The organism is Paenibacillus sp. JT22N7, assembly GCF_059383875.1.
Genome location: NZ_JBXENY010000023.1, coordinates 1 through 14,278, shown reverse-complemented (window position 1 = coordinate 14,278; position 14,278 = coordinate 1). Strand labels below are relative to the sequence as shown.

At 47.6% G+C, this 14,278-nt stretch carries 13 protein-coding genes, 1 tRNA gene, 2 rRNA genes and 1 pseudogene; all 17 read left to right on the top strand.

Going from position 1 to position 14,278, the window contains the following annotated elements; all coding sequences use genetic code 11:
- Positions 1-107, top strand: a 23S ribosomal RNA gene (locus AC50Y5_RS32655); the annotation flags it as partial.
- Between the two features lie 120 nt (positions 108-227).
- Positions 228-344, top strand: a 5S ribosomal RNA gene (gene rrf, locus AC50Y5_RS32650).
- Positions 345-1,135: 791 nt separating this feature from the next.
- Positions 1,136-1,498, top strand: coding sequence for a class I SAM-dependent methyltransferase (locus AC50Y5_RS32645; RefSeq protein WP_494865784.1), 363 nt, complete (start codon positions 1,136-1,138; stop codon positions 1,496-1,498).
- Positions 1,499-1,530: 32 nt separating this feature from the next.
- Positions 1,531-1,827 carry a hypothetical protein gene (locus tag AC50Y5_RS32640; protein ID WP_494865782.1) on the top strand — a complete coding sequence of 99 codons (297 nt, stop codon included), beginning with the start codon at positions 1,531-1,533 and terminating at the stop codon, positions 1,825-1,827.
- A gap of 26 nt (positions 1,828-1,853) precedes the next feature.
- Positions 1,854-2,102 (top strand): hypothetical protein, encoded by a 249-nt coding sequence (locus tag AC50Y5_RS32635; protein WP_494865780.1) that lies wholly within the window; start codon positions 1,854-1,856, stop codon positions 2,100-2,102.
- A 63-nt stretch (positions 2,103-2,165) separates the two neighbouring features.
- On the top strand, positions 2,166-3,623 hold the full coding sequence (gene guaB, locus AC50Y5_RS32630) for an IMP dehydrogenase (RefSeq protein ID WP_056035212.1): 1,458 nt from the start codon (positions 2,166-2,168) through the stop codon (positions 3,621-3,623).
- A gap of 278 nt (positions 3,624-3,901) precedes the next feature.
- Positions 3,902-5,191, top strand: a complete 1,290-nt coding sequence (locus AC50Y5_RS32625; RefSeq protein ID WP_494865778.1) for a D-alanyl-D-alanine carboxypeptidase family protein — start codon at positions 3,902-3,904, stop codon at positions 5,189-5,191.
- Positions 5,192-5,344: 153 nt separating this feature from the next.
- A complete protein-coding gene (pdxS, locus tag AC50Y5_RS32620; protein WP_046234144.1) occupies positions 5,345-6,226 on the top strand; it encodes a pyridoxal 5'-phosphate synthase lyase subunit PdxS in 882 nt (293 codons plus the stop codon).
- A gap of 33 nt (positions 6,227-6,259) precedes the next feature.
- Positions 6,260-6,841, top strand: a complete 582-nt coding sequence (pdxT, locus tag AC50Y5_RS32615; RefSeq protein ID WP_046234145.1) for a pyridoxal 5'-phosphate synthase glutaminase subunit PdxT — start codon at positions 6,260-6,262, stop codon at positions 6,839-6,841.
- Between the two features lie 21 nt (positions 6,842-6,862).
- The gene (gene serS / locus AC50Y5_RS32610) at positions 6,863-8,146 is read left to right on the top strand and encodes a serine--tRNA ligase (RefSeq protein ID WP_494865776.1); all 1,284 of its coding nucleotides are present in this window, start codon (positions 6,863-6,865) and stop codon (positions 8,144-8,146) included.
- 93 nt (positions 8,147-8,239) lie between these two features.
- Positions 8,240-8,328 (top strand) — tRNA-Ser (locus AC50Y5_RS32605).
- Between the two features lie 248 nt (positions 8,329-8,576).
- Positions 8,577-8,924: a hypothetical protein gene (locus tag AC50Y5_RS32600; RefSeq protein ID WP_056035206.1), complete on the top strand. Its 348-nt coding sequence runs from the start codon at positions 8,577-8,579 to the stop codon at positions 8,922-8,924.
- Between the two features lie 15 nt (positions 8,925-8,939).
- Positions 8,940-9,098: a small acid-soluble spore protein P gene (locus AC50Y5_RS32595; protein WP_056035203.1), complete on the top strand. Its 159-nt coding sequence runs from the start codon at positions 8,940-8,942 to the stop codon at positions 9,096-9,098.
- A 137-nt stretch (positions 9,099-9,235) separates the two neighbouring features.
- Positions 9,236-10,279: a hypothetical protein gene (locus AC50Y5_RS32590; RefSeq protein WP_494865774.1), complete on the top strand. Its 1,044-nt coding sequence runs from the start codon at positions 9,236-9,238 to the stop codon at positions 10,277-10,279.
- A gap of 152 nt (positions 10,280-10,431) precedes the next feature.
- On the top strand, positions 10,432-11,178 hold the full coding sequence (locus AC50Y5_RS32585; protein ID WP_494865772.1) for a DsbA family oxidoreductase: 747 nt from the start codon (positions 10,432-10,434) through the stop codon (positions 11,176-11,178).
- 245 nt (positions 11,179-11,423) lie between these two features.
- The gene (locus AC50Y5_RS32580; protein WP_056035252.1) at positions 11,424-11,852 is read left to right on the top strand and encodes a NucA/NucB deoxyribonuclease domain-containing protein; all 429 of its coding nucleotides are present in this window, start codon (positions 11,424-11,426) and stop codon (positions 11,850-11,852) included.
- A 730-nt stretch (positions 11,853-12,582) separates the two neighbouring features.
- A pseudogene (locus AC50Y5_RS32575) lies at positions 12,583-14,278 on the top strand (hypothetical protein); the annotation flags it as partial.

The following is a 14,278-nucleotide window of genomic DNA, read 5'->3' as shown; positions in this document are numbered from 1 at the left end:
TCCCAATTTAGTAAGACCCCTTGAAGACGACGAGGTTGATAGGTTCGGGGTGGAAGCGCAGCAATGCGTGCAGCTGACGAATACTAATCGGTCGAGGGCTTATCCTAACAAACACGCTAAAGTTTCAGACTTTGTCTTTCGCATCCAGTTTTCAGGGTAGCAATACTTTGATGATCGTTGGATCTTTTCGAAGCTGATTCGAGAAGGGATTCAATGAAAAATACCTGTTTGGTGGCGATGGCGGAGGGGAACCACGCGTTCCCATCCCGAACACGACCGTTAAGCCCTCCAGCGCCGATGGTACTTGGACCGCAGGGTCCTGGGAGAGTAGGACGTCGCCAAGCACGAGAAGCCTGCCGCAGTTTGCGGCAGGTTTTTTGTTTCGTTTTTAATGAAATAAACGTTATTACGTCAAAAGTCCTTTGAACGAAAGGGCCTTTGGCGTTTTTATATTTTAACCCTGTGTTACCGTTGCTTTGGTAACGTCCACAGCTCTGCTACCGGTTCTTGTTAACGCTGTAGCTTGTAAATGCATAGATGATACTAATTAGGCTTCTAGGCTTTATACACGATGCAGGTTGCTTTTAGGCATGCATAGCACTAATTGTTTTGCATGGCAGGTTAACTAACGGTATGGGATTGGTCTTTAGATATGGCTGGGTATTAGCGGAGTTGGACAGCTAGAGAGTAGTTTGTTGGGCTCATAGAAGGGATTAGTATCATGTTTATAAAGCCATTTTAAGTATACTATTTAGGATATTTTTCATCTTAAATTACAATATTATTATGAACAACAAGATTAAAATAAGGGTTAACAAGGTTCGTAAATATACATAATTAGTTTATGAAATGTCCTGACATTTGATTGTTTGGTTATAGGCGATGATCCTATTCTTATAATAGCTGTTGTGGATTGTTATCCTTTTAAAGTGTCGAGCTAGTGGTCAGGAAAAGAACAGCTATAAATTTTTTGATGAAATAAATATGTTTGATTTTGTAAAATAATATTGTAGTCTTAGTATGTGAGATTATCTCATTAGAATCGGTTTATTAATCTGTTTTACAGTTACAATGACAATAATATTGACATGCTCAGCGCTCTATAATATTGCTAAAATAGCGGGAGGTTATGAAGATGGAAAAGTCCATTAAGACGTTGTTTGATCAAGTTGCTAAGGACTATGATTTTCAGCGGCATCAGCTAATTCCATGCTTTGATGAGTTTTATGGAACAGCTGTGGATTGGGTGAATACACCTAAGCAGAAACCGCGTATTTTGGATCTTGGGGCTGGGACAGGGCTGTTCGCCGCGTTTGTTCAGCAAAAATACCCGCTGGCGGAGTTTACTCTGATTGATTTGAGCGAAGAGATGATGAGGGCAGCTCGTTTGAGATTTGAACATAGCAAGCAAGTCGAATATATTGCGGCAGATTATACAAAATATATGTTCAAGCAAAAATATGATATTGTCATTTCGTCCTTATCTAACATCACCTGAGCCATGAATCTAAGCAGGAGCTTTTTCACACCGTGCATGAGCTTCTAGAGGACGATGGCAGCTTTATTAATGCTGACCAAGCTGCCGGAAGCTTATCTTGCTTTGATCTTGCCTATAAGGACAAATGGGAGCGGCACATTGGCAAAGGGGATTTGGCTGAGCAGGCGATAGAGTCTGCAATTGAGCGAAGAAAGCTCGATCAGAATGCAACGGTACACGATCAACTGCAGTGGCTCCACAAAAGTGGTTTTGCAGCGGCAGATTGTGTCTATAAGCATCATGAGTTTGCTGTTTTTGCAGCTTTTAAGCAGGTACTTAATTATTCATAAATTTGTTTCAAGTGCTGGAAGAGACGATGCTGAACAAAGAGCCTATTGCCAAAGCTATTGCCAAAGTAGAAATCGAAATGATGCCTGCTAGCGCTGATTATAAAAAGGCAACAGCAGTCGGACTTGTAACCATTTTTATTACAGATATTTCGCCTCCTCAAAATACGAAGTTCTCACATGTAAGCGTGACGCTTCTGTTTAGTGAGAAAATTCAGACAAAAAGCTTATTGCAAAACGGAAATTGCTCGCCTTGTGACAGCCTTGACAGCCCATGACCCCTCTGCTAATATTGCAATAATATACGTGAAGACGGCTCAATTTAAGGGAGGAACATATTCGTGTGGGAATCAAAATTTGCCAAGGAAGGCCTAACATTTGATGATGTGCTGCTCGTTCCAAGGAAATCAGAAGTACTGCCAAGAGAATCGGATATTTCGACAAAACTTTCTGCTAGCATCAAGCTGAATATTCCATTGATCAGCGCAGGGATGGACACGGTTACGGAAGCAGCTCTTGCTATTGCCATAGCGCGTGAGGGCGGAATCGGCATTATTCACAAGAATATGTCCATTGCACAACAGGCGGAAGAAGTAGATCGTGTAAAACGTTCGGAAAGCGGCGTTATTACGAATCCATTCTCGCTTACACCTGATCATCATGTGTATGATGCGGAAGAATTAATGGGTAAATATCGCATTTCGGGCGTGCCGATCGTAGATGCTGACAAGAAGCTTGTTGGTATTTTGACGAATCGTGACCTTCGTTTTGTACATGATTATTCCATTAAAATCCATGAAGTTATGACACGTGACAATGTAGTAACGGCTCCAGTCGGCACGACGCTTACAGAGGCGGAAGTATTGCTGCAAAAACACAAAATTGAGAAATTGCCATTGGTGGATGACTCGAATACGCTCAAAGGCCTGATTACAATCAAGGACATTGAGAAGGCGATTCAATTCCCTAATGCTGCAAAAGATACACATGGCCGCTTGCTTTGCGGAGCAGCTGTTGGTATTTCTAAAGATACAATGGATCGTACCGAAGCACTCGTACAAGCAGGTATCGATATTCTCGTTGTAGACTCTGCACACGGGCATCATATCAATATCCTTGAGGCAGTTCGCAAAATCCGCAAGCAATACCCGGAATTGACGATTATCGCAGGTAATGTGGCTACAGGCGAAGCTACACGCGATTTGATTGAAGCAGGCGCATCTGTCGTTAAAGTCGGCATCGGTCCAGGCTCGATCTGTACAACGCGTGTAATCGCAGGTATTGGCGTACCACAGATCACAGCGATTTATGACTGTGCTTCCGTTGCTCGTGAATACAATGTACCGGTTATCGCTGATGGCGGTATTAAATATTCCGGCGATATTACGAAAGCTATTGCAGCAGGCGCAAGTGCCATTATGATCGGCAGCTTGTTTGCAGGTACTTCTGAAAGCCCTGGCGAAACAGAGATTTTCCAAGGCAGAAGCTTTAAAGTATATCGCGGTATGGGTTCCCTTGGCGCTATGAAAGAAGGCAGCAAGGACCGTTACTTCCAAGAAAACGAGAGCAAGCTAGTTCCAGAAGGCATTGAAGGCCGCGTGCCATTCAAAGGTCCTTTGTCGGATACGGTTCATCAGCTGCTTGGCGGCTTGCGTTCCGGTATGGGCTATTGCGGAACATCAAACCTGGAGCAACTGAAGAACGATACACATTTCATCCGGATTTCTGGTGCAGGACTTCGTGAAAGCCATCCACATGATGTGCAAATTACGAAGGAAGCGCCTAACTACTCGCTTTAATATCCCGGCCAACGGGCCAGAGACAGACCACAAGAAAGCGGAACTTCGCTTTTGCCGGGTCTGTCTTTTTTTTCAATAGAGGGCATTGATTTAGATCCACTATTTTACATGGTAATTATTGCTCCGGGGAAGTTTTAAGGGGTTTAAACAGCTCAAACGGGCTTCCTGCAAGGGCTTAGCTATTGAAAGAGGGCTGAGCGCAGTAGAGGTTTAATTCCCCTGCTTGCATGTGATACAATTAACAACGACAAACTTTCGGATGAAAAGGGGAGAAGACGTTGAAGGCAAAGGTAAAGCCGATTAGACTGACATCGGTTATCGCCGCTTTTATGGCGATGTGGTTGGTTATTCTGTCATTAGGGTCTGGTGCAGCAGCGGCTGCAGGTAAGGAAGATTGGGTCGAAAACTCTTTAGGCATGGAATTATCATCAGCCATTCTAATAGATGCAGATTCGGGACAAGTCATCTATGAAGTCAATGCGGATACGCCGCGTCCTCCTGCCAGCATGACGAAGCTCATGACGGAATATATCGTACTTGAGGAAATTACGAATAAAAGATTAACTTGGGATCAGGTCGTTACCGTTAGTGAAGAAGCAGCGAATACTCCTGCAGATGGCTCGCAAATTTATTTGGCGCAAGGCGATCAGCATACGGTTAAGGACTTATATATTGCTATGGCAGTAGGTTCGGCGAATGATGCAACGATTGCTCTTGCTTCGCAAATAAGCGGTGGTGAGCAGAGCTTTGTTGCCAAGATGAACGAAACGGCGAAAGAGCTCGGCCTGACGACGGCTCATTTTACAAGTGCGACAGGATTGCTTGATACAACGCTTATTTCGGCTCGCGATATGGCGAAGCTGGCACAAACGATTTTGAAAAAACATCCGGACTTTCTGGATTATTCGAAAATTCAGGAATACAAATTCCGTGAACGCGATACAGCGACCATGAAGAATTATAACTGGATGCTGGAAACGAACAAAAGCAACACGTATTTACGTGCGTATGCTTATGAGGGCGTAGATGGCATGAAAACCGGCTATATATCGGCAGCTGGTTATACGTTTACGGGTACAGTTAAACGAGGCGATACGCGTTATATCAGCGTCGTAATGAATACAAAGTCAAAAGAGGCCCGTTTCTTTGAAACAGCTAAGATGTACGACTATGCGTTCAACAATTTTGAGAAGAAATCAGTGCTTCCTGCAAAATCTGTAGTAGAAACGCTGGAATCGGTTAAAATTAAGAAGGGTGTCGAAAAGACGGTTCCTGCCGTTACGGAGTCCGACATCACTTTCACGGTGAAAAAAGGTGCGGAGCCTAAGATCGAGCTGAAGGAAAGCAATCTTTTGAAAGAGGAAGAGCTTGTTGCTCCCATTACAGCTGGTCAGAAGCTCGGAACAGTCACTTACGAGTATACGGATGCTGAAGGCAATAAAGTGGACAGAACGGTTAATTTGATCGCATCGGAGGATGTGGAAAAGGGCGGCTGGCTGCGTCTGATGTTCCGCGCTATTGGTCAATTTTTCGTTGGACTGTTCAACGATATTGTGAATCTGTTTTAATCACATAAATACAGGGAAAACAATAGTTGTCGATTAAGGAGCGTTCCTGTAAAATTAGTGCCTAGAGCAAGTATCGATATTATAATGGGAGCTAAGCGCTAACCCTTCAGGATGAAGGGCGCGGCGTAAAACCTTGAGGAGGATTTTTCGAAAATGGAAACAGGAACTTCGCGTGTAAAACGTGGTATGGCTGAAATGCAAAAAGGCGGCGTCATCATGGACGTTATGAACGCCGAGCAAGCAAAAGTAGCAGAAGCGGCAGGTGCAACAGCAGTTATGGCGCTGGAGCGCGTTCCTTCCGATATCCGTGCAGCTGGCGGCGTTGCCCGTATGGCTGACCCAACCATCGTAGAAGAAGTTATGAAAGTTGTTTCGATCCCTGTTATGGCGAAAGCGCGTATCGGCCACTATGTAGAGGCGAAAGTGCTTGAATCGATGGGCGTTGACTATATTGACGAGAGTGAAGTTCTGACTCCGGCAGACGAAGTGTTCCACATTAGCAAAAACGAATTTACGATTCCTTTTGTATGTGGCGCTAAAGATCTTGGCGAAGCACTTCGCCGTATTCAAGAAGGGGCAGCAATGCTTCGTACGAAAGGTGAGCCGGGAACAGGAAACATTGTTGAGGCTGTTCGCCACCTTCGTCTGATCAATGGCCAAATCCGTAAAATTCAAGGTTTGTCGAAGGACGAGCTGTATAATGAAGCGAAGGTTCTGGGCGTTGCTTATGACCTGCTTCTGGGCGTACACGAGAGCGGCAAGCTGCCAGTCGTTAACTTTGCAGCAGGCGGCGTAGCAACACCTTCTGACGCAGCACTGATGATGCACCTGGGCGCTGACGGCGTATTCGTAGGCTCGGGTATTTTCAAATCCGACAGCCCGGAGAAATTTGCTCGTGCTATCGTAGAAGCTACAACTCATTACCAAGACTACAAATTGATCGCAGAAGTATCCAAAAACTTGGGAGCGCCAATGAAGGGCATCGAAATTTCCAAGCTGGACGCTTCGCAGCGTATGCAAGATCGCGGAATTTAAGCAACAAGCTTGGATAAGAAAGGCGTGTAGGCGATGAAAATTGGTGTACTCGCGCTTCAAGGCGCAGTTGCAGAGCATATACGCAGTTTGGAGGCGGCGGGCGCGGAAGCGGTCGCCGTTAAACAGACCTCGCAGCTGGATGAGCTGCAAGGTCTTGTTATTCCAGGCGGCGAAAGTACGACGATAGGCAAGCTGATCCGCAAATACGGCTTTCTAGAAGCGATTCAAGCTTTCTCCGAGCAATCTAAGCCGATTTTTGGTACTTGTGCGGGAATGATTCTGCTCGCTGAACGTATTGAAGGACAAGAGGATGCGCATCTGAAGCTCATGGATATGACGGTGGAGCGCAATGCTTTCGGAAGACAGCGGGAGAGCTTCGAAACGGATCTCGACATTAAAGGCATTGATGAGCAGGTTCGTGCGGTATTCATTCGTGCTCCTTTGATCAAGGAAGTTGGATCGCAGGTTGATGTGCTATCGGAATACAAAGGGGAAATTGTGGCGGCTCGGCAAGGACATTTGCTGGCAGCATCCTTTCATCCCGAGTTAACCGATGATTACCGTTTGCATGCCTATTTTGTCGATATGATTAAACAATTGGCAGTGAGCCGGTAGCTGAGAGGAGTTCAACCAAGCGTGATAGATATAAAATGGCTGCGTAATGATTACGCAAAAGTAGAGCAAGGGCTGACCAATCGCGGTAAATCGCTTGATTTAATCGCAGATTTCCCTGTTCTGGATACAAAGCGCCGGGACCTGCTGCAGGAAACGGACCAGCTGAAAAATCGCCGCAACACCGTATCTCAGGAAGTGGCGAAGCTGAAAAAAACAGGCGGCGACGCTGATGCGCTGATTATCGAAATGCGTGAAGTAGGCGACCGGATTAAGCAATTGGACGAAGAAGTACGCGCGGTAGAGGTACAAGTGGACGAGCTTATGCTTTCGATTCCGAATTTGCCGCATGAAAGTGTGCCCGTAGGGGCTTCTGAGGATGATAATGTAGAGCTTCGCCGGATTGGCGAGCAGCCTTCATTTGATTTCGAGCCGAGAGCGCATTGGGATCTTGCACAAGAGCTTGGCATTCTTGATTTCGAACGTGCAGCTAAAGTAACGGGCTCCCGCTTTACGTTTTATCGCGGCTTAGGTGCGCGTCTTGAGCGTGCGCTGATTAACTTTATGATGGATCTACATAGTGATAAGCACGGTTATGAGGAAGTGCTGCCGCCTTATTTGGTCAACCGCGACAGCTTGATTGGAACAGGGCAGCTTCCGAAGTTCGAAGAGGATTTGTTCAAAATATCCGATTCGGATTATTTCCTAATTCCAACGGCCGAGGTTCCGGTTACGAATCTTCATCGTGAAGAGATTTTGTCGCTTGAAGAGCTGCCGAAGCATTTTGTAGCTTACAGCTCTTGCTTCCGCTCGGAAGCGGGTGCGGCAGGCCGAGATACACGCGGCTTGATTCGTCAGCATCAATTCAACAAAGTCGAGCTGATTAAGCTTGCGAAGCCGGAAGAGTCCTACGATGAGCTGGAGAAGATGACGGCTAATGCCGAGAAGGTACTTGAGCTGCTGGGCTTGTCCTATCGCGTGCTCGCTCTGTGCACAGGCGATATGGGCTTCACCGCTGCGAAAACCTATGACCTTGAAGTATGGCTGCCAAGTGCAGGCACATACCGGGAAATCTCCTCATGCTCGAACGTAGAGGACTTCCAGGCGCGACGTGCGGGCATCCGTTTCCGCAGAGACGCGAAGAGCAAGCCGGAATTCGTTCATACGCTTAACGGCTCAGGTCTTGCGGTAGGACGTACCGTTGCCGCTATTCTTGAAAATTACCAACAGGCAGACGGCTCCATCGTCATTCCTGAAGTATTGCGTGCTTATATGGGCGGAATCAGCGTAATTGGACCTAAAGCTTAAAGTTTTTACATTTTTGATAGCCACAGGTTAAGAAAAAGGTTGATATTCATTTTTAACCTGTGGTATAATGATTTTTGTGATGATTTTATATGTGGAGAGGTACCGAAGCGGTCATAACGGGGCGGTCTTGAAAACCGTTAGGGTGCAAGCCCACGTGGGTTCGAATCCCACCCTCTCCGCCAACTTAATAAATGATAACGTCCAACCTTACGGTTTGGGCGTTTTTTTGTTGTCTGGGGATTGGGGATATCGTCTGAGCAGGAGTTATCACCATTATCCACGATAGCCCTGTGGACAAATTGTATATAATGTGGATAACTCGCATGAATTGTGTATAAAACTGTGGATAATCTTGTGTTTATGCTGGATTTTGCCTGAATAATTGGCGGGCTCGCGCCGCATCTTATAAGATGTGGAGGTGTTGATAAAGATGGCGAAAAAAGATGAGCTGACCTACAGCCAGCCAGAACTGGTGGAAGCATGGAACCGCACGCTGCCGGATATGATGAACAAGCCGGATAAATGCCAGGTAGCAGCCGATGAGGCGGACCCAAAATCGCTGCGGATTACAATTCAGTCCGCGGGGCATCAGGCGTATGAGATCGATTTTAAGGTGACATATGTGGATAGCCGTGAAATTAAAGTGGAGCTCGTAGATGTGGAAAAGGATCATCAAGCTGTGGATGAACGCACAGACATGCTTCAACAGCTCATTCATGATTACAAGCGTCATATCCATGAATGCGCCCAAGCGCTTGCGCAGCTTACACACGCCTAAAAGGAGGACGATGATATGAGCAAGCCAGACAGCGTGCCTGTGCCGGAGGCGCAGCGTCAATCTCAGGACAAAAGAAGCCGCAATGATGACTCTGCACAACAGCAGCCTTTATCTGGATCGAAAAAAACGAAGCAGAAAAATCATACTTCTCACCTAAATCCGGAAGGATCATAAATTCAAGGTGTTCATACAAAAGTCCCGTTTCTTCTCGGAGAAGCGGGATTTTTTGGATATTGCTTCTATATGCTGTCGTTTTGTTATAAAATAGGGGGGATGTCAAGCAGAGATACAAATAGGGAGGATCAACTAGAATGAAAAACAGACTACATAAAGTGGCTATGCTATTTATCGCTGCTGCTTTAATTATTGTCGCAGGATGCAGCGCGAGCGCGTCTCCTAAGGAGTCTTTGGAGAAAGCTACTCAAAAAATGGCGGAAGTCACATCATATGATTCTACGATGTCTTTTGGGATAGATGAGCTTACAGTGCCAGACGAATTGCTTCAGGAAGACGGAGCTGGAGCACAATATGTCATTGGCCTGCTTAAAGGCGCTAAAGTAAATGTTAAAGCGGTATATCAAAAAGAGCCGCTGCGCACAGATATGGAAATGGATGTTACGGCAGCGGGCCTTTCCATTAAAATACCGATGATTATGACAGACAAAAAGATGTTTGTGAAAATTCCAGCGCTTCCAATGCTTATGCTGCCAGAGCAATACACAGATAAATTCGTGGAGATTGATCTAGAGGAGCTGGCAAAGCAAGCGGAAACAGGAGCGATGCTGGATACTGCGGCCCAACAGAAGCTTGGTCAAGAAGTGAGCGGCATTATTTTAAAACATTTTGATGAAAAAACGTATTTCTCCTCGCTGAAAAAAGAAGATGCAGCGCTCCCTGAAGGGGTAGAGGCGGATCAAGTTGTTCGCTTTCAAATTAATGAAGGCAACTATCAGCAGGCAGTAGAAACAATCGTTAATCAAGTGCTTCCAGAGCTAATCGACACATTGACGAAAAACGAAGATTTCATGAAAATGATTGAAAGCACGAATGAGGATGTAACGAAGCTGAAGGCAGATTTCGAAGCCAACAAGCAAGAAACGTTGGACCAGCTGAAAACAAACCTGAAAGTCAATGATTTCTCCATTGTAGGAGCCATTAAAGATGGCTACTTATCGCAGCAGACTGCTAAAATCAATGTAGATTTTACGGATGAAAGCGGCGGTATCGTGAAAGTTGGCGGTTCGTTAACAGCTGAATACCACAATATTAATAAAGCGCCTAAATTCCTGTATGAAATTCCGACGGACGCGGTTAAGATGGATGAGCTGATGTCTGGAATGGGATTGGGTATGTAATTTTATAGCTTAAAATGATACAAAAGAAGCCGCCCATTCTAAGTGAATGAGCGGTTTTTTTTATAACGCTGTAGCGGAGGCCTGAATGATTCTATTGCTTTAAAAAGTAAAGTATATTACTATACGTATATGAGTTTAAAGGAGGAATCGTAATGCAAATAGATGTATGGTCAGATTTTGCATGTCCGTTTTGTTATATTGGTAAAAAGAGGCTGGAGGGCGCATTAGCCAAGTTCGAGCATGGCAAGCAGGTGAAGGTCGTGTTCCGCAGCTTCGAGCTGGACCCTAACGCCGCGATCAGCTATGAGCACGATGTGCATGAAATGCTGTCCCGCAAATACGGCATGCCACGCGAGAAAGCAATCGAGATGAACAGCGATTTGGCAAAGCAGGCGGCATCCGTTGGCTTGACCTTTAACTTCGATACACTGGTGCTGACGAATACGTTTGATGCGCACCGCTTAACCCATTTTGCAGCTAAATACGGCAAGCAAGATGCGATGTCGGAACGACTGTTCCGTGCTTATTTTACCGATTCCAAGCATTTGGGACAGCGCGATACACTCGCTGATCTGGCTGCCGAGGTTGGACTGGATCGTCAGGAGGCACTTGCTGTGCTGGAAAGCGATGCTCATGCACAGGACGTTCGTGGCGATGAGGAGGAGGCTTCGCGGATAGGCGTGCGCGGTGTGCCATTCTTCGTCATTAATCGCAAATACGCGATATCGGGCGCTCAGCCCAATGAAGTGTTCCTGAATGCAATCAAGCAGGCTTGGGATGAAGCGTATCCGGCCCTGACCGTCATCAATGATTTGCCGGATGATGCTGACGGTGCAGCTTGTTCGGATGGCACTTGCGCGCCTTCGGCGGCTAAGGATGCTAATTCAGACAAGGCGTAATTGTATATAACTGAAATGATGAATATTTGAATATAAACAGATTTTAGGGAAGGCTGGGGTGGCGGGCAAGTGACGCTGCTTCAGCTTTTTTTTGAAATATAAGAAAGTATATGTTTTGCCTAACAGGTGTGAAAATAAAATTTGGCCAAGGGTTGTCCTTCGCCCTTTATGATGAGAAAATGAGGAAAAAGAGCATCAGGAGGCTATGCGCGTTGAAAAGAAAGTCCCGTAAAAAGAAGTTTAAAATGAAAAATGCCCTTATTTCCTTGCTTATTATGCTGGCTTTGGCCGGAGCGTCTTATATGGGCTGGCTTGATGAGCTGGCGAAAGATTGGAATACGGCAGAAGGAACGGATTACACGTTATATTTTCCGACGGATCGGTATCCAGAGACAGGCAAGCACATTAAAGATGCGATTGCAGCGGGAAAATCCCCTATTTGTACGATTGATCGGGAAGGCGCGGATCAGAATCGGAAAAAATCTTTGCAGGGCGTAAAGGTGAAAAAAGGCTACGATCGTGATGAATGGCCAATGGCGATGTGTGCCGAAGGCGGGAGCGGCGCCCATATTGCTTATATTGACCCATCGGATAATCGCGGGGCGGGGTCATGGGTCAGCAACCAGCTGGAGAAATACCCGGATGGTTCGAGAATTGCTTTTGTTATCAAATAAGCAAGCATTTATTTTGAGTAAAAGTCTAATTGTCTGCGTTCATGCAGAGGATTGGGCTTTTTTTATATTCAAAGACTGGGTGAATACCGTGTTGCATATAGGGCGCAAACATAGACTGGTGTAATGATGATAAAAGACTATTTTTTGCGTTTTTGAATAGAAAGCGAGCAAATAAATCGGTAAAGAGGGATGAAGATGAACAGGAACCGGAAATCACAAGAGCTTAACAAATGGATTAAGCAGCTCCAGCTTGTGAAAGGTCTAATACGCCAAAATCGGGTTAAACGAGCAAGCTCCCATATTCGATATGTCATTTCAGCATGCAGGCGTACAGTCTATAAAAAGCGGTAATGCGAAAAAATAATGGGAGATGAGCAGGTTGGCGAAAAGAAGAGCCAGTTGTTTGCGGAAATTAAACCTCGCCATTCTTGAATTGAGATTTGCGCGCAGGCTGGCGGGGAGAAATAAAATTGTCCGGGCGGAGCGCGAAGTGATCGACTCGATTTTGCTGCTGACAGAGGCGCTGAAATGTCTCGATGGGAATCAAGATAAAAAACCTCGGAATGGCCATACCCATTGGCCAGCTCATGCAAGACGCGGAAAACGTGGCCCGAGGGGTGCCAGAGGCCCAAGGGGTGCGAGAGGTTTTAGCGGTCAAGCTGGAACTGATGGGGCAACTGGAGCAACTGGTCCGGCAGGAGCAACAGGATCTGCAGGGCAGCCTGGAGCGATGGGCCTTCCCGGAGCGATTGGTCCAGCGGGATCGCCTGGAGCGCAAGGCGCTGCGGGAGCAATTGGCCCAGCGGGGGCGAATGGTGCTTCGGGAGCTACAGGATCGCCTGGAGCGACTGGTGTAGCTGGAGCAACAGGGGCAGGGCTAGAAGGGATAGTCGCGTATGATCCCTTGGTAGCCCCAACTTATCCCGATTATCAGGTCGTTACGTTTAATGGTAGCACGTATATCGTGAATACGGCGCCGCCAAGCGGAGTGCCAGAAAGCTCCGCAGACTATACTCTGATTGCTGGCGCGGGAGCAACGGGTGCAACAGGAGCCAATGGGTCGGCAGGATCAGCCGGGGTAATGGGAGCTACAGGAGCGACAGGTGTAACGGGAGCAACAGGGGCAGGACTGGAAGGGATGGTGGCATTTAATCCTTTGGCAGCCCCGGCATATCCCGTTAATTGGGTCGTTACATTCAATGGAAGTACGTATGTCGTGAATACGGCACCGCCAAGCGGAGTACCAGAAAGCTCGGCAGATTATACGATGCTGGCTGGTGCAGGTGCGACGGGTACGACTGGGGCAACTGGAGCAACGGGGGCTGGAGTGACCGGAACGACCGGAGTAACCGGGGCTACTGGTACAACTGGAGTGACAGGTTTTACAGGAGCAACAGGGGCGACGGGTGCAGGGGTTACAGGCTCTACTGGCATAACTGGATCTACAGGTACAGCGGGAGAAACAGGTGCAACAGGGGTCACTGGAGCGACAGGTTCGACAGGTGTGACTGGTGCAACAGGAGAGACAGGAGCAACGGGTGTAACGGGTACCAACGGCGTAACTGGAACAACCGGAGCAACGGGCTCGACAGGTATGACTGGTGTGACAGGAGAGACAGGAGCAACCGGTGTGACCGGGGTAACGGGTGCGACAGGCACGACTGGTGTAACCGGCGTAACGGGCTCGACAGGCGTGACCGGTGTGACAGGAGCAACTGGTGCGACAGGAGCAACAGGAGCAACAGGAGCAACAGGAGAGACGGGGGCCACGGGTGTAACCGGAGTAACTGGGGTCACAGGAACAACCGGTGTAACTGGCGTGACAGGGGCTACTGGTGAGACCGGAACGACAGGAGCAACCGGAGAGACGGGAGCCACGGGTGTAACCGGAGCAACTGGGGGCACAGGAACAACCGGTATAACTGGCGTGACAGGGGCTACTGGTGCGACCGGAACAACAGGAATAACCGGACCAACTGGTGCGACAGGAGTCACAGGAGCAACCGGAGCGACAGGAGCAACGGGTGTAACCGGAGCAACTGGTGTCACAGGAACAACCGGTATAACTGGCGTGACAGGGGCAACTGGTGAGACCGGAACGACAGGAATAACCGGACCAACGGGTGCGACAGGAGTCACAGGAGCAACCGGAGAGACGGGAGCCACGGGTGTAACCGGAGCAACTGGGGTCACAGGAACAACCGGTATAACTGGCGTGACAGGGGCTACTGGTGCGACAGGAGTCACAGGAGCAACCGGAGAGACGGGGGCCACGGGTGTAACCGGAGCAACTGGGGTCACAGGAACAACCGGTATAACTGGTGTGACAGGGGCTACTGGTGAGACCGGAACGACAGGAATAACCGGACCAACGGGTGCGACAGGAGCAACCGGAGAGACAGGAGCGACAGGAGCCACGGGTGTAA

Coding starts and splice junctions, on each gene's coding strand:
- AC50Y5_RS32635 (WP_494865780.1), top strand. CDS start 1,854: ATGCTGAACAAAGAGCCTATTGCCAAAGCTATTGCCAAAGTAGAAATC.
- AC50Y5_RS32590 (WP_494865774.1), top strand. CDS start 9,236: ATGAAAAACAGACTACATAAAGTGGCTATGCTATTTATCGCTGCTGCT.
- AC50Y5_RS32585 (WP_494865772.1), top strand. CDS start 10,432: ATGCAAATAGATGTATGGTCAGATTTTGCATGTCCGTTTTGTTATATT.
- AC50Y5_RS32645 (WP_494865784.1), top strand. CDS start 1,136: ATGGAAAAGTCCATTAAGACGTTGTTTGATCAAGTTGCTAAGGACTAT.
- pdxS (WP_046234144.1), top strand. CDS start 5,345: ATGGAAACAGGAACTTCGCGTGTAAAACGTGGTATGGCTGAAATGCAA.
- AC50Y5_RS32580 (WP_056035252.1), top strand. CDS start 11,424: ATGAAAAATGCCCTTATTTCCTTGCTTATTATGCTGGCTTTGGCCGGA.
- AC50Y5_RS32595 (WP_056035203.1), top strand. CDS start 8,940: ATGAGCAAGCCAGACAGCGTGCCTGTGCCGGAGGCGCAGCGTCAATCT.
- AC50Y5_RS32600 (WP_056035206.1), top strand. CDS start 8,577: ATGGCGAAAAAAGATGAGCTGACCTACAGCCAGCCAGAACTGGTGGAA.
- pdxT (WP_046234145.1), top strand. CDS start 6,260: ATGAAAATTGGTGTACTCGCGCTTCAAGGCGCAGTTGCAGAGCATATA.